Here is a 15,250-nt window from a genome sequence, read left to right on the forward strand (position 1 = left end):
ACTGAAGCATTTACTGATTCAAGGTAAGCTTCAACTGTCTTGCTGTCATCCATGATGTAGACTTGTGCAAGAAGTGTGTATGCTTGGTCAACTTTAGTGTTGTCAAGCATGAAGCGATCCATTTTACCTGGGATGATTTTATCCCAGATTTTTTCTGGTTTACCTTCAGCTGCCAATTCAGCCTTGATATCTTCTTCAGCTTGAGCAACCACTTCGTCAGTCAATTGTGCTTTTGAACCGTATTTCAAGTGTGGAAGAGCTGGTTTACCAACCATTGCACGGCTTTCGTTATCTTGATCGATGACATGGTTCAATTGAGCCAATTCATCTTTGACAAATTGCTCATCCAATTCTTTGTATGAAAGAACAGTTGGTTTCATCGCAGCGATGTGCATAGAGATTTGCTTAGCAAGAGCATCGTCTCCACCGTCAATAACTGAGATAACTCCGATACGGCCACCGTTGTGTTGGTAAGCACCAAAGTGTTGAGCATCTGTCTTTTCAATCAAAGCAAAGCGACGGAAAGAGATCTTTTCTCCGATAGTTGCAGTTGCAGATACGTATGCAGCTTCAAGAGTTTCACCTGAAGGCATTGTCAAAGCAAGTGCTTCTTCGTTGTTAGCTGGTTTGCCTTCAGCGATTACTTTCGCAGTAGCATTTACCAAGTCAACAAATTGAGCATTTTTCGCAACAAAGTCAGTTTCAGCATTTACTTCAACAACAGCGGCAACATTACCGTTTACGTAAACACCTGTCAGACCTTCAGCGGCAACACGGTCAGCTTTCTTAGCTGCTTTTGCCATACCTTTTTCGCGAAGCAATTCAATCGCTTTTTCGATGTCACCATCAGTTTCAACAAGTGCTTTCTTAGCGTCCATGACACCAGCACCAGATTTTTCACGCAATTCTTTGACAAGCTTAGCTGTAATTTCTGCCATTTTTCTTCTCCTATTTTTTAATGTAAATAAAGGAGCTGGGCTGAGCCCTGCCCCTTTAGGTTAGTTTACTGATTATTCGTTTGAACCTTCAACAACTTCAACGATTTCTTCGATAGAATCTGCTTGAGTCTCAGTTGCAGCCAATTCTGCTTCTACTGATTCAACGCTATCTTCACCTTGACGGCCTTCGATAACTGCATCAGCCATTTTCGCAGTGATTAATTTAACCGCACGGATTGCATCGTCGTTAGCTGGGATAATCACATCGATATCATCAGGATCAGTGTTAGTATCAACCATAGCAACCACTGGGATACCTAATTTCTTAGCTTCCTTAACAGCGATTTGCTCTTTATGAGGGTCAACTACGTACATCACATCTGGGATACGAGGCATATCTTCGATACCACCCAAGAATTTTTCAAGACGAGCGCGTTGTTTGTTGAGAAGAGCGACTTCTTTCTTAGGAAGAACTTCGAAAGTTCCGTCTTCTTCCATACGTTTGATTTCTTTCAAACGAGCCACACGTTTTTGGATAGTAGACCAGTTTGTAAGAGTTCCACCCAACCAACGGTGGTTGATGAAGTATTGACCTGAACGTTCTGCTTCTTCTTTGACAGCGTCAGCAGCTTGCTTCTTAGTACCAACGAAGAGGATAACTGCATCGTTAGCAGCAGCATCACGCATAAAATCGTAAGCTTGGTCAGCATACTTTACAGTTTGCTGCAAGTCGATTACGTGGATACCGTTACGCTCAGTGAAGATGTACTTAGCCATCTTAGGATTCCAGCGACGAGTTTGGTGACCAAAGTGAACACCAGCCTCAAGAAGTTGTTTCATTGAAATTACTGCCATGAGTAAATTCTCCTTTTTTGTTTTTTCCTCTTTTAGATTTCAGCTCGCAGGACCACCCGAGGGCAACAGTCCCACAATTCATCTAAAATGAGTATTTCGCCATTTACACGGCACCCACTATTATAACAAAAGCGCAGCTCTTTGACAAGGTGTTTGCCAGATTTTCTGCCACTAAGTATGAATTCTACTTCTCAGCTGAACATTTGTTCCCGAAGCGTTCAGAATGGCAGCGTCTAACATTTTCTGTTTTGACTATGAAAGACTCTTGACGAAAGCAAGTATTTACGATAGAATAATAAGAGTTGTGGCGGTATAGCCAAGTGGTAAGGCACGGCTCTGCAAAAGCTTGATCGTCGGTTCAAATCCGTCTACCGCCTTCATAAATATATTTCTAGAAGCCCACCAAAGGGCTTTTTTAATTTCATCTCCTATTGTTTCTAGCAAATTTTGCTGATATAATGTTGATTGTAAAAATATCATTCATCATCAGCGAAAGGAAAAAAGATTAATTATGAAAAAAGTCAGCTTCTATGCCCTCAGCCTTCTCTCTCTGCTAGCTCTCTCAGCCTGCATGCCTGCCAAGCAGACGCAGCAAAGAAAAAAGACACCTAGCTCCCTCAAAGCTTCGAAAAGTTCATCTTCTAAGGAAACATCCAGCAAGTCATCTAGCACCTATGAAAGTAAAGATGAGGTGTTTCGAAAACGTGCTACCTTTGATCCAGATGATGCTTCTTCGCTGCAGGATGTACCAGATGCAGCTTCTATCCCTGAATTAGAAAAAATAAGAAATTTTCATATTTCCACTGGCTTTGTCATTCAGGTAAACGGAGAGGATATCAATGGTGACAAACCTAAAACGTCTTACGATGAAGTAACAGCAGCGCTAGGCCAACCTACATTCAGCACTGATGAGAATGACCCTGGCAACTCTGTCAACATCTGGCACACAGACAACGGAGACATTATGTGCTACTTTACCAATAATGTCCTAACAAATTTGAGTTTTAGGTTAAAAGACGCTCAACCAGCCAAAAGCAGCTATTCTAGCATCACCACATCCGACACTCCCAAGACAGCTTTCGACAAGCTTGGTCGTCCGGAAATGATTATGCGTTCAGAGCGCGATACAACCTTTGTCTATAAAAATTCCAATGACGAACAGTTTAGTTTCTCTACTCAGAACAATCAAATCGTTGGGGTAATGTCTACCTATCAAATGAAACAAACCAAAGACATTATTGACTCCGTCATTAAGGATAAGTAATCTTCTAATCAGTTCCAAAAACATAAAAATCCAAGATCTTTTTCAGTCTTGGATTTTATTTTTGACGAGGGCAGCGAAGAGTCACCCCCCTGCTTCGTCAATTAAAGCTCTGCAATCTGGCTAAGATTAACTTCGGCCACAGTGTCATTGCCAAACATGGAAATAATCATCTTGACCTTGTTATTATCAATCTCAGTAATCTTACCTGTATAGTCAGTAAAGGCACCATCAATGATACGAACAGTATCACCAACCTTGACATCCAAGTCAAATTCCTGCACTGTTTGGCCCATGGAGATGAGAATGTTGCGAATCTCTTCTTCCAAAAGTGGCGTTGGTTTAGAGCGGTTTCCGTGCGATCCGACAAATCCTGTTACATTCGGAGTATTCCGCACGACAAACCAGGCTTCGTCTGTCATTACCATTTCCACCAAAACATAACCAGGGAAGCGATTTTCTTCGATTTCCTTGGTCTTGCCATTTTTCTCGACTTGCACGGTCTGAGTAGGGATTTCCACGCGCAAGATATTTTCCAGCATATTATAAGTCTGAGCGCGCTGCAAAAGATTTTCTTTTACTTTGTTTTCATAGCCTGAATAGGTCTGCAGTACAAACCAACCTTTGTCAAAACTGTCCATGAGTTCATCCTTTCCTAAATAAAAAAGCCTGCGGGCTTCTGCTTCTTTCTAGCCCTATTATACCATAATTTCCCCAAATGCAAAGGAATTTAATAACTATTTTCCTGACAAATCAAAGCCTTTTAATTCTGCCCAAAAATTCTTGAATCAGTGTTGTCTAGTATGAGAAATTTTTATTTCAATCGATGAATTATAGATAGATTTAATTTTTTTGAAGCTGACTAAAATTATCCGCTAGTAAATAAGGACATACGTCAAAAGTCCCACCTACTCACAATAGGTGGGACTTTGAATGATATACCTGTCGCAGTATTCTTTTCTATTTCTACTTCAGTTATTAAGAGAAAATATTCAGAATCTGGAAAAGACCGCTTGCCACTACTTTGTCAAAGATATAGATGATTACTACAAAGAATGCAGTGTATTCCATGACAGAAATAAAATCTGTCCATCTTTCTTTTCGTGTAGGCCAAGTTGTATCTTTCAATAATTTAAAAACATCTTTAAAAAATTTCACAACAATCTCCTATCTAGTTTCTTTATGCAGGGTGTATTTACTGCAATGCTTACAAAATTTATTAACTTCTAAACGCGTTGGTTTTGGAGTGCTACTGAGCTTAACCGAGTAGTTCCTAGAACCACAGACTGTACACGCTAGACTCGCTTTTTTTAATGCCATAACGCCTCCATCTTTCTTATTATAGCAGGATTCTATGCTTTTGACAAGTCGTTCAGCTCTTTTAAATCCTATTGAAACCAGCTGGTAACAGTATCCCAGAGATTCTTAGCTTTCTCAGGAATACCAGTGTCATCAATGGCTTTCTTGGCTTCATCCACCAGATTTTGAGCTCGGTCCTGAACGTCCTGCAGGAAGTCTTTGTTTTCAGTTGTAGTACCCGTTTCCTCCGTACCATAGGTGTCCACAGGGGCAATGCCGTTGGCAGCATAGGCATTCTTCTGCCCTTCAAAGGAAGTTCCTTCTGTATATGGCAGAATACTATTGGCAACATTTCGGAAAACCGCCGAGGCTTCATTCGCACTGGTTCCAGTCAGATAGTGGGTTTCATCAGTTTTTGGAAAGCCTAGCCACTGGCTGATAACCACATCCGGCGTATAACCAATAACCCATTGGTCACCAGATAGATCTGGGTTAAAGTCCGTTTCAGTCGTACCGGTCTTACCAGCCATAGTATAGCCATACGGAGCCGCATAGATACCTGTACCGTTCGAGAAAGTCCCCAGCATCATGCTGTTCATCTTGTCAGTCGTTGAGCTATTGAGGACCCGGGTAGAGGTTTGACGATGGGTCTTGACAACCTGACCGCTGGCATTTTCAATTTTTGTAATGAGATGGGCATCATTCATCACACCGCCATTGGCAAAGACTGAATATGCCTGCGCCATCTGCATTGGATTGGTTGTAACTCCGCTTCCTAGAGCCACGCCCAAGGTCTTATCAACCTTGTCCATATTCAGACCAAACTTTTTCCCGTACTCAAAGGCTTTGTTAATGCCTAACTCATCTACAGTTGAAACAGCTGGAATGTTCAAAGATTCTGCCAAGGCTTGATACATTGGAACTTTAGGGGAGCTTTGGATATTGCCGTAGTTGTTGATAGTATAGTCGCCAAAGGTGGTTCTGGTATTATCCAGCTCCTTATCTGTCGGCCAACCAGCAGCGACGGCTGGACTGTAAGCAACCAAGGGCTTGATAGTAGAGCCGGGGCTGCGAGAAGACTGGGTTGCATAGTTAAAGCTTCTGAAGGTCGAGCCTTCTGCACTATTGACTCGCCCGACTAGTGCTCGCACACCGCCGGTTTTTGGATCCAAGGCAACACTGCCCGACTCAGCCATAGTGCCATCTTCTGCTACAGGAAAGAGAGAGACATTGCTGTAAATAACCTGCATGCTGGCTTGGTAGTTCTGATCCAGTTCAGTATAAATGCGGTAGCCATTATTAACAATCTCTTCTTCAGTCAAGCCGTAGTCATTGACAGCTTCATTGATGACCGCATCGAAATAGGATGGATAGCGATAGTCTTCTGACTTACCGGCATAAGCATCAACCAGCTGGCCACCGATTCCTACAGCGGCAGCCTGATCGGCCGTCCCCTGATCGATAAAGCCTGCAGCAACCATATTTTGCAGCACCGTATTACGACGATTGGTCGCATTTTCAACTGAATACAGCGGATTATAAATCTCCGGTCCCTTGAGCATACCAGCCAGAACAGCCGACTGGTCCAGACTAAGCTGACTAGCCGAAACTCCGAAATATTTCTTAGAGGCATCCTCCACACCCCAGACCCCATTCCCAAAGTAGGAATTATTGAGGTACATGGTCAGGATTTCCTGCTTGCTGTATTTCTTATTGATTTCCAGAGCCAGGAAAAATTCCTTGGCCTTCCGCTCAATGGTCTGGTCCTGAGACAGATAGGCATTCTTGGCCAGCTGCTGGGTGATGGTAGAACCCCCACCCGAGCGACCAGCTGTCAAAATAGCCAAGATAAAACGACTGTAGTTAATCCCGCCATTCTCATAGAAAGTCCGGTCCTCTGTCGCGATGACAGCATTCTGCAAGTCTTGACTAATCTCGGTCAGCTCAACATAAGTTCCTTTCTGACCAGACAAGCTTCCCGCTTCATTGCCATCCTTGTCAAAGATGAGCGTGGTAGCTTTGAGGGCATTCTGCAAATCCTTGACATTGGTTGTCTTAGCCACATAAAAGAGATAGCCGCCGACCACCAGACCAAAGGTCAAGCCGAGAATCAGGAATATCTTGGTCAGATGAAACCTGCGCCAAAAACGGCGGATAGGGTGCTGAGAGAGAGGTTTCTTCTTGGTCTTGCCCGAACGGCTGAGACCAGACTTAGCCTGCTCTTCTGTCAGCTCTACCTCCTCTGCTGCTTCTTTTTGAGGTTTCTGTATAGTAAAATAATCTACTAACTTTTCAAACAAATCTTTTAAATTCTTCATAAACCTTATTTTATCACCTTATTTAGGTGCAGACAAGAAAGTACCCTATTTCCTGTCTGATTTTTAGTTATTTTTAAGAAAAAGGGTATATTAAATAGCCGTTTAAAAGCCTCTGCAGCAAGTCTTATCCGACACTGCCTATTTTCAAAGTTCTGGCTTTCTGCTACAATAAATGTATGAAATTTACACTCACTATCCCAGATGGACTGCCCGCTATGACAGTCAAAGAGCTGCTGGAAGAACAATTTCTCATTCCACGAAAAATCCGTCATTTTCTGCGGACCAAAAAACATGTGTCCGTCAACGGTCTAGCTATCAACTGGCAGACTGTAGTCAAACCTGGAGATGATATCTGCCTGATATTTGACGAGGAGGATTATCCTCAAAAGACAATCTTATTTGGAAATGGCGAACTCGTAGAAGAGCTCTACCAAGACCAACACCTCATCATCGTCAATAAACCTGAGGGTATGAAAACCCATGCTAATGAACCAACAGAGCTAGCCCTGCTTAATCATGTTTCTGCCTATGTCGGCGAGACCTGCTATGTCGTTCACCGGCTGGATAAAGAAACCAGCGGTGCTGTCCTCTTTGCCAAGAATCCCTTTGTCCTGCCCATCCTCAATCGACTGCTGGAAAAGCGAGAAATCAGCCGCGAATATTGGGCTCTGGTCCAAGGCAAGTTCCTAGCTAAAAAGCTTATCTATAAAGAAAAGATTGGCCGCGACCGCCATGACCGCAGGAAACGGCTGGTTGACCCCCGAAAGGGACTCTATGCAGAGACCCATGTGACTCGGATCAAGCAATTTGGACAGGCTGCCTTGGTCAAATGCCAACTCAAGACTGGCCGCACCCATCAGATCCGTGTTCATCTAGCTCACCACGGACATCCACTGGTCGGCGATCCCCTTTATCATCCACAGCCCAAAGGGCGGCTTATGCTCCACGCCCATCGGCTGACCTTCACCCACCCTTTTACGCTAGAAAAAATAACAGTCGAAGCCCGCTCTGACAGTTTTGAAAAAGTATTGAGCAGTCTGAACCCAAGATAGACCAAGAAAAGCAACAGTATTCTCTGTTGCTTTTAGTTTGGAGTCAAAGCGAGGATAAGCTATGACAGCTTACATCACTGAGCCGGAAGTGCACTGATAAGTCTGGGCCTGATGGTTTTCTGAAAAGCTATGCTCAGCAAGTAAGACAGTAAGAAAATGATAAAAAAGCCAAAACTATAAATAGTATTCCGAGGCATTATCGACCTGAAAATGAAGATAATAAAAGGATGGATAATATAAATCATGGTGGCGTACTTTTTGGCAATATTATTCAAAATCGGAATATCAATATTGGTCCCATTTCTGACCGCATAGAGGAAAATTGCACTGGAAGACAAAAGGGTACTAGGATAGAGGTCGTACTCCGTACCCATGAAACAGTACTCGAGCAAAATCAAACCCGCTATTCCCAGGCCAATCGCCCATTTCCTGACAGACGACAAGTCGTAGGCTAAAATCCGATCCCGATGCTTGGCAAACTGCATCCCTAGAATGAAAAAGGGAAGACCCATAAACAGGAAGTTGCGATAGTAAAATTCGCTATCTGTATTGAACTCAATACAAAAGGCCAGGACCAACAAGAATAAGGACACACCAAAGCTAGTTAAGCGGTGAAAATGCTTATAAAAAACCAGATAAAGCGTGTAGATATAGGAAATAGCCAGCAAATACCAAGTCGGTGTAGCAGCCGAGCCAATCAAGTCCCTGGGACTGTTAAAGAGGAAAAAGTCCGCAAAATCAGACAGGTTTATAGCTGCCATCTTTTCTGTTAATTCTCTGGTCAGCACTAGGTTGACAAAATGCACAATCGTGTAAAATAGGAGACTGGCAGCTGTCAAAAGGAGCATCTGCTTGAGACGATACTTGACCTTATCTCTGGAAATATTAAAGGAAAAATAGCCCGACAGCATCATGAAAAATGGAACTGCAAAGCGGGCCACAATTTGATAAAAAACGCCAAATTGCCCCGGCAGCAGAAAGTGTAAGGAAACAATACTAAAGCAAGCTAGGGCCTTAAAAGCGTGCAAAGTTGTGTTTTCAGTCTTCATGCAGACATTATAGCATGTTTATTATTACAGCTCATCAAGACCAGATTACACGCCCATTAAAAAACATATCAATTGATGACATTCTTTAAAAAGTTTTGCATCTGTAGGTGAAGACAGCTCTTATATAGAAAAACTCTTCTGCACTATTACAGAAGAGTTTTATTTACCTGACTGATAATTCTACATTAGCCTTCATAGCCATTAGGATTTGAACTTTGCCATCTCCAAGAATCTCGCATCATATCTTGGAGAGTTTTCTCAGCTTTCCAGCCCAAAATGTCATTCGCTTTGCTTGCATCAGCATAGCAAGTCGCCACATCTCCAGGTCGTCTATCCTTGATAGCATAAGGAATTTTCACACCATTGACATTTTCAAAGGCCTTAACCATATCCAGTACACTATAACCGATTCCTGTACCAAGATTGAAAACAGCGACGCCCTTGTTTTCTAAATTATGTTTCAAAGCCAAAACATGGCCCTTGGCTAAATCGACTACATGAATATAATCCCGCACCCCTGTACCATCATGCGTATCATAATCGTTTCCGAAAACGCTAAGCTCTTGCAATTTACCGACCGCAACCTGAGTTATATAAGGCATGAGGTTATTAGGAATTCCATTTGGGGCCTCACCAATCAGACCAGACTCGTGAGCACCAATCGGATTAAAATAACGAAGATTAGTCACAGACCAATCTGAATGTGCAAGAGCAAGATCCGTCAAAATCTGCTCCATCATCAGCTTGGTATAACCATATGGATTGATCGCTGAAGTAGATAAATCTTCTGTCAGTGGTGAAATATTATTCATACCATAGACAGTGGCACTAGAACTAAAGATAATATGGTCTACTTTATTCTCTTTCATAACTTCAAGAAGAGCGATAGTGCCACCGACATTATTTTCATAATATTTGAGCGGCTCTTGAACAGACTCTCCTACTGCTTTATAAGCTGCGAAATGGATGACCGCATCAATATGATTCTCTTCGAAAACCCGATTCATAAACTCTTTATCCGAAACGGAACCTTGATAAAAGGAAATTTCTCTGCATATGATAGACTTCAATCTAGCTAGTACTTGGGCGGAGCTATTCGAAAAGTCATCCACGATAATAGCTTCGTAGCCTTCTGCAACTAATTCAACCACTGTATGACTACCTATATAACCTGCTCCTCCTGTAACTAATATTTTTTTCATAATATTTCCCCTCTAGTAAACCCTTAAACTCTCTTTAATTTTGCTAATGCAGTACTTAAATAGCGGCCTTCTCGAAGTTGGCTGCCAATCTGTCTGGCACTTTGCAGCATTTCCTTATATTCTTCCTCTGTCAACGTATCCAACTCAGTTTTTAAATCATATAGAGAAGCAACTGCCAAACCGCATTTCTTTTCTAATATAAAATGAGCCAGAGCCGACTCTTTCCAAACTACTACAGGAAATCCTGCTGCTAAATAAAGAGAAGCTTTATGAGAATTATTAAAACGCAGATAATTTCCATATACTCCACTACAGGTTTCCGCGCTGTCTCCATCCCAGATCAAGCCAAAGCTGCCGCTGAGTACAGCCAGCAGTTGGTCTGGCATAAAAGAACCGAAATAAGTTTGATTTTTTAGTGCTCTATCGCTTTCAAAACCTAGTCCATAAAGATTGTAGTCAGGTTCTTGAGGCAGGCAATAAAGATAGCCCGTCTTATCTGGCATTAAGTTGCCAGCGACAATCATCGGGCTGTCCTTACTTGGTTCTTCTTTTTCTTGAAAATCAGGTATGAGATAATCAAAAATTTCTAAACTAACCATATTAGACTGTTGGATTCCATGATTGCTCAAAAACTCTTTCATCTTATCATTATGCACAATCAGACCATCCGCTGCCCGCAAGACTTGTTTCTCCTGCAATAAGGTTCTGACTTTCTGACGGAATCTGACGCTGGAATGGTTGCTATCCCGCAAAATGGCTAAATCATGAATCAGGAAAAATACTTTGGCTCCCCGTCTTTGCGCCTGCTTTATCAAATGAGCATGAAAAAATGTATGGTGAATAATAGGAAACTGAATGACTAATTCATCCCCAGCACTCAATTGGTCGAAAACGGCTTTTGTCGCAGCATACTTGTGTGCTTGAGCTTTGAAAAAATTCATCTCGTACCAATTCTCTACTCGAGGCTCTAGTCCCTTATAGCCTGCAGAAATAAAGATTGCTTCTGCATCGTCTCGCGCCTTATTTCCCGCATTTTTTTCATGTGCATTATGCAGAAATGAATCTTTCAGATAATACTTGACCATTTGTCCTCTTCATCTCCCATTATTCCTAAAAATTTCCCAATTCCTCTTTAACAACATCCAGTGCACGCTCTATGGTTACGTGCATATCGTAGTATTTATAATCTGCCAAGCGCCCACAAAAGATAACTCTATCGTTCTTCTTAGATTCTGCCAAATATTGCGCATAGACTTCGTTATTTTTCTGATCATTTATTGGGTAATAAGGCTCGTCTCCCCTTTTCCAATCAGCTGGATATTCCCGAGTGATAACTGTCTTCTCCTGAGCCCCAAACTCAAAATGCTTGTGCTCAATGATGCGTGTATAAGGAATAGGACGCTCAGTGTAGTTGATGACAGCATTTCCTTGATAGTTCTCTTCGTCTAAAACTTCATGCTCAAAACGCAAACTACGATACTCTAACTCACCAAATTTGTAATCAAAATACTGATCAATCATTCCAGTAAAGACAATCTTTTGAGCTGACGCTTCCCATCTCTCACGATTTTCAAAGAAATCAGTACCAAGCTCCAGTTCAATACCCACTAATAATTTTTCAACTATTACATTATACCCGCCAATTGGAATCCCTTGATAACGGTCATTAAAATAATTGTTGTCATAAGTCAGACGCACAGGTAGACGCTTGATAATAAAAGGTGGTAAATCCGTCGCTGAACGCCCCCATTGTTTTTCTGTGTAGCCTTTGATTAGCTTCTCATATACATCCGTTCCAATCAGCTTAATAGCTTGTTCTTCCAAATTTTTGGGTTCAACATCTTGCATATGGGTTGTCTGCTCTGCAATCTTATCCTTGACTTCTTGTGGCGTTTTAGTCCCCCACAAGCCATAAAAGGTATTCATATTGAAGGGAAGATTATAAAGTTGACCTTGATAATTGGCTAGAGGTGAATTGATATAGTTGTTAAATTCAGCAAATTGATTCACATAATCCCAAACTTCCTTGTTAGATGTATGGAAAATATGGGCTCCATATTTATGGACATTGATTCCCTCAACATTTTCACAGTAGATATTCCCGCCAATATGGTCTCTTTTATCAATCACCTTAACAGTTTTGCCGCGCTTCATAGCTTCATGAGCAAAAATAGCTCCTGAAAGTCCCGCACCAACAATTAAATAATCATACATAACATATCCTTATTTCTTAAATACGCTTTTCAATTCTTGAAAATCCAATACACGTAACATTAACACTAATCCAGCATAGATTAACACTCCCAATAATGCACTAATCAATACATTGACGACGGATGGAAAGTGAAGCAAGGGCTGGATGATATACAAAATCCCATACATGACCAGCGAAGCAGCTAGTATTTTCAACATGGATGGAAGAATCTTTATCTCCTTCAAATAAGAACTAGTGAAATAAAGCTGAATCAACCAGACCAAACCTTCAGTAGCCACCGAAACGATAGATGCTCCTACATAACCTAAAGGTGGAATCAATAAGATATTCAATCCTACACTAAAGAAAGCCGGAATGGTCGTAGATAACATGAACTCACGATTCTTATTGTGAGGAATCAGGATTTGAATCCCCATGATATTGGTCCAGCCAATAAAGAACATTCTAAAGACCATAATGGCAATGGCATGCCGCGCTTCTTGGAAGTCTTTTCCCAAGAAAAAATTGACAAAATCTTTGTTTACAATCAAAATACCAGCAATCATCGGAAATATCACTAAATTATATACCAAGAAGGACATTTCATGTAGTTTATTAACTGCTTTTTGATTCCCCAATGACAACAGATTAGATACCCTCGGTAGCATAACACTTCCTAGGGAAGTCACAATCGTCAACAAAATATTTAAAAGCTTGAGAGCCTGATCATAAATCCCTACATCAGTTGTTGAAGACAAGGCACCTAACATGGTCCGATCCAAGGTGATATAGAGTGAAATGGCAATCTGGGGTAAAAACAATAAAATAACTGGTTTAATATGCCGCTTAGCATAAACTATATCTAGATGAGGTCTGCCAATATGTTCTCTAGCCGGAAGCCACATGCTTAACTGTCCTAGCAAGTCATAAACAACCAGCAGGATAATATACAGATATAAATCCGATGGCTTTTTTACAAAGATAAAAACGGAAGTAACGCCTAGGAGTTTAACAGCTGTATTCCGAACCGTGATTTTTTTAAAATCTTCCATCCCTTGAAAAAGCCAGGAAATATCTAGGCCTCTAGAAAGTAAACTGAAGCCCAAAATATAGGCTATCAGATTATTCATGGACGGAATGAGTAGGCATGTAGCTATGTAAAGAACAAGCGCTAAACAAGTCGCCAAGACTTGCAAACTATAGATCCCCCAGAAGGTTTTCTGAACATTTTTGCGATGCCCTGAAATCTCCTTAGTCCCATAATTGGCCACTCCAAGTGTCGCTAAAAGTATAAAATAGGTCACTATTGAGTTGTAGTATCCGTAGGAACCTAAGTCATTGGACGAGAAAACTCGAGTGATATAAGGTGTAGTAATGACTGGCAAAACGATTACTAGCAACTGATAAGATAGATTATATAAATAATTTTTTAATACTCTCACACGGAGTTCCTCGTTTTAGATTTCTTTGATACAAGGTCGGCTGCTGGCAATGCTGCAAATAAAATAAACATAAAAATATTGTAAGACGGACGAACCCAGAAGGCTTCAAACATACAGTTGACTGCAATCAAGGACAAAGCTGTTAAGAGCAAATACTCTCTCTTTTGATAGAGTTTCCAAGACTGAAATATATAGAGTAAAACCAAGATAATGACTGGAATCATCCCATAAGTAAACAGCATCTGGACATAAGAAGAATCAACATAGTCATAACTCAAAACAGTTTCCGTCTTTCCGCCGTAGCCAATAAAGGAAATCCCCCGAATACCAAACCACTCTAAGCCATACTTCTTAAACGCTTCATGCCCCAAGTGCAACCGCATATTGGTAAAATTATTCAAGGCAACATATGTTGGATTCGACCAGCTAAAATTTTGAGAGAGATAAATCATTAGCGAAGATGCCAAACCAGATGATAACGGCAAGAAAGCCATTAGCCAAGACTTCAAGTCTTTTCTATAATAAAAATACAGAAAAACAAGAGACATTAACGCAATAGAGGCCGCATTTAAACGAGCATCACAATATTTAATAATGAAAAAAGCTAACCCTAAACCAGATACAGTACGCAAAAAAATAAATTTTTTTCTTAACAGATAGGAGACAGCAGTATAAAGATAAAAACAGTGAGAGGCAAAATCTGTCGGATAAATAAATCCAAAAGAGTTTCGAACCACTATTCCTGTTGAACGGTACTGTGCAAACTGGAGATTAGGAATCACATCTAACAAGGACAGCAAAACAGCCATGACTATAAAAAAGCTACTTACTCCAACGTAAATCCTTAAAACACTTTCCATATCCGCCTTGTAAAGAAGGACGACTAAAAGCATATACATAAGAAAATTGAGATTCCCTGCATTAAAATAAACCAACAATCCAGATGAAAACAAAATAGTTGCTATCAGTAAGTAACTTAAAGAATAGTGGTAGATATAGCGAAAACGAAGGAGCAATAAAAAAATTGCAAAAAAAGGAGCTGAATTTGAAATCCTTGGTAGAATAGTTGTCAACATAGATGTATTAAACATATCAAGCGAAATAATAAGAATTAAAACCGCTCCTATCAGTAATTTATCTCGTTCTATCCTTAACATTTTCTTTTTCCTTTTCTAATCTCTGAATCATTCAGTCGTTTATTGCTTCCACTTTTTAAAGTAAAAATAGAGGTGTGGATACCTACTAATCAAAATATATAGAATCTTACGTTTCTTACTAACTCTAGCATTCTTCAAGACAAGAGGCAAATAGGGGCTCGTCTTCTCCTGAAGACGCTTGAACTCTGCTGAATTGCCATCCTGAATCATCGTAAAAATAAGAAGACTTCCTGTAAAGAAGCGTGAAATGATGGCTTCTTGGAGTTCTGAACTCTCAGGATAGGTTGCATTCACAACCTCTTTTAAATGATCAATTGCTTCGTAAAACTCGTATTGTTTTGGCGTGAAAGCTGAGGCAGTAATGCTACCAGGTCTATGGTAATAATGGTAAATCGGAAGATGGTACAAGGCCACAGATTGGACTTGGTTGAGATGCTCACTGATAACATAGAGGTCTTCGTAGATGCGCCCCTTGGGGAAGGG

14 protein-coding genes, 1 tRNA gene and 1 pseudogene are annotated in these 15,250 nt (G+C 40.9%); 3 read left to right on the plus strand and 13 right to left on the minus strand.

Features of this window, described 5'->3' with window-relative positions; genetic code table 11:
* Together tsf and rpsB are read right to left on the minus strand one after the other, a co-directional pair.
* Window positions 1-938 (minus strand): translation elongation factor Ts (gene tsf / locus RWX26_RS11025; protein ID WP_314581748.1); only part of this gene is annotated, 938 nt, incomplete at its 3' end.
* 72 nt (window positions 939-1,010) lie between these two features.
* Complete coding sequence (gene rpsB / locus RWX26_RS11030; protein WP_002894015.1) at window positions 1,011-1,793, minus strand: 30S ribosomal protein S2; 783 nt, start codon at window positions 1,791-1,793, stop codon at window positions 1,011-1,013.
* A 306-nt stretch (window positions 1,794-2,099) separates the two neighbouring features.
* Here rpsB and RWX26_RS11035 point away from each other — a divergent pair.
* Window positions 2,100-2,170: transfer RNA gene (locus tag RWX26_RS11035), tRNA-Cys, on the plus strand.
* Between the two features lie 134 nt (window positions 2,171-2,304).
* Entirely contained in the window at window positions 2,305-3,057 is a 753-nt protein-coding gene (locus tag RWX26_RS11040) for a hypothetical protein (RefSeq protein WP_002928239.1), read from the plus strand.
* A 101-nt stretch (window positions 3,058-3,158) separates the two neighbouring features.
* On the opposite strand, the gene nusG is transcribed toward RWX26_RS11040, so the two are convergent.
* From nusG to pbp2a, 4 genes are all read right to left on the minus strand, one after another.
* A complete protein-coding gene (gene nusG / locus RWX26_RS11045) occupies window positions 3,159-3,695 on the minus strand; it encodes a transcription termination/antitermination protein NusG (protein WP_002894018.1) in 537 nt (178 codons plus the stop codon).
* Window positions 3,696-4,032: 337 nt separating this feature from the next.
* Window positions 4,033-4,212, minus strand: a complete 180-nt coding sequence (gene secE / locus RWX26_RS11050) for a preprotein translocase subunit SecE (protein ID WP_002894022.1) — start codon at window positions 4,210-4,212, stop codon at window positions 4,033-4,035.
* 9 nt (window positions 4,213-4,221) lie between these two features.
* Window positions 4,222-4,374 (minus strand): 50S ribosomal protein L33, encoded by a 153-nt coding sequence (rpmG, locus tag RWX26_RS11055; protein WP_002894024.1) that lies wholly within the window; start codon window positions 4,372-4,374, stop codon window positions 4,222-4,224.
* Between the two features lie 68 nt (window positions 4,375-4,442).
* Window positions 4,443-6,671 carry a penicillin-binding protein PBP2A gene (pbp2a, locus tag RWX26_RS11060; RefSeq protein ID WP_002894025.1) on the minus strand — a complete coding sequence of 743 codons (2,229 nt, stop codon included), beginning with the start codon at window positions 6,669-6,671 and terminating at the stop codon, window positions 4,443-4,445.
* A gap of 176 nt (window positions 6,672-6,847) precedes the next feature.
* Here pbp2a and RWX26_RS11065 point away from each other — a divergent pair, with 176 nt between their 5' ends.
* Window positions 6,848-7,723, plus strand: a complete 876-nt coding sequence (locus RWX26_RS11065) for an RluA family pseudouridine synthase (protein ID WP_314581755.1) — start codon at window positions 6,848-6,850, stop codon at window positions 7,721-7,723.
* Between the two features lie 74 nt (window positions 7,724-7,797).
* Here RWX26_RS11065 and RWX26_RS11070 read toward each other — a convergent pair whose 3' ends face one another.
* The 7 genes and pseudogenes from RWX26_RS11070 to RWX26_RS11100 all read right to left on the minus strand — a co-directional run.
* Window positions 7,798-8,772, minus strand: a complete 975-nt coding sequence (locus tag RWX26_RS11070) for an acyltransferase (protein WP_314581757.1) — start codon at window positions 8,770-8,772, stop codon at window positions 7,798-7,800.
* 185 nt (window positions 8,773-8,957) lie between these two features.
* The gene (galE, locus tag RWX26_RS11075) at window positions 8,958-9,974 is read right to left on the minus strand and encodes a UDP-glucose 4-epimerase GalE (protein ID WP_314581759.1); all 1,017 of its coding nucleotides are present in this window, start codon (window positions 9,972-9,974) and stop codon (window positions 8,958-8,960) included.
* Between the two features lie 23 nt (window positions 9,975-9,997).
* Window positions 9,998-11,059: a galactofuranosyltransferase gene (locus tag RWX26_RS11080; protein ID WP_314581762.1), complete on the minus strand. Its 1,062-nt coding sequence runs from the start codon at window positions 11,057-11,059 to the stop codon at window positions 9,998-10,000.
* 25 nt (window positions 11,060-11,084) lie between these two features.
* Window positions 11,085-12,188: a UDP-galactopyranose mutase gene (glf, locus tag RWX26_RS11085; protein WP_314581766.1), complete on the minus strand. Its 1,104-nt coding sequence runs from the start codon at window positions 12,186-12,188 to the stop codon at window positions 11,085-11,087.
* Window positions 12,189-12,197: 9 nt separating this feature from the next.
* Window positions 12,198-13,610: a flippase gene (locus tag RWX26_RS11090; protein ID WP_314581768.1), complete on the minus strand. Its 1,413-nt coding sequence runs from the start codon at window positions 13,608-13,610 to the stop codon at window positions 12,198-12,200.
* Complete coding sequence (locus RWX26_RS11095; RefSeq protein WP_314581769.1) at window positions 13,607-14,767, minus strand: polysaccharide polymerase; 1,161 nt, start codon at window positions 14,765-14,767, stop codon at window positions 13,607-13,609. The genes RWX26_RS11090 and RWX26_RS11095 overlap by 4 nt, the downstream gene beginning before the upstream one ends.
* 39 nt (window positions 14,768-14,806) lie before the next feature.
* A pseudogene (locus RWX26_RS11100) lies at window positions 14,807-15,250 on the minus strand (glycosyltransferase family 2 protein); the annotation flags it as partial.

The organism is uncultured Streptococcus sp. (genome assembly GCF_963536705.1).
In the GTDB taxonomy this organism is placed as follows: Bacteria; Bacillota; Bacilli; order Lactobacillales; family Streptococcaceae; genus Streptococcus.

Excerpts from the sequence above, each read along its gene's own strand:
- rpsB (WP_002894015.1), bottom strand. The coding sequence starts at position 1,793 with ATGGCAGTAATTTCAATGAAACAACTTCTTGAGGCTGGTGTTCACTTT.
- RWX26_RS11040 (WP_002928239.1), top strand. The coding sequence starts at position 2,305 with ATGAAAAAAGTCAGCTTCTATGCCCTCAGCCTTCTCTCTCTGCTAGCT.
- nusG (WP_002894018.1), bottom strand. The coding sequence starts at position 3,695 with ATGGACAGTTTTGACAAAGGTTGGTTTGTACTGCAGACCTATTCAGGC.
- rpmG (WP_002894024.1), bottom strand. The coding sequence starts at position 4,374 with ATGGCATTAAAAAAAGCGAGTCTAGCGTGTACAGTCTGTGGTTCTAGG.
- pbp2a (WP_002894025.1), bottom strand. The coding sequence starts at position 6,671 with ATGAAGAATTTAAAAGATTTGTTTGAAAAGTTAGTAGATTATTTTACT.
- RWX26_RS11065 (WP_314581755.1), top strand. The coding sequence starts at position 6,848 with ATGAAATTTACACTCACTATCCCAGATGGACTGCCCGCTATGACAGTC.
- RWX26_RS11070 (WP_314581757.1), bottom strand. The coding sequence starts at position 8,772 with ATGAAGACTGAAAACACAACTTTGCACGCTTTTAAGGCCCTAGCTTGC.
- galE (WP_314581759.1), bottom strand. The coding sequence starts at position 9,974 with ATGAAAAAAATATTAGTTACAGGAGGAGCAGGTTATATAGGTAGTCAT.
- RWX26_RS11080 (WP_314581762.1), bottom strand. The coding sequence starts at position 11,059 with ATGGTCAAGTATTATCTGAAAGATTCATTTCTGCATAATGCACATGAA.
- glf (WP_314581766.1), bottom strand. The coding sequence starts at position 12,188 with ATGTATGATTATTTAATTGTTGGTGCGGGACTTTCAGGAGCTATTTTT.
- RWX26_RS11095 (WP_314581769.1), bottom strand. The coding sequence starts at position 14,767 with ATGTTAAGGATAGAACGAGATAAATTACTGATAGGAGCGGTTTTAATT.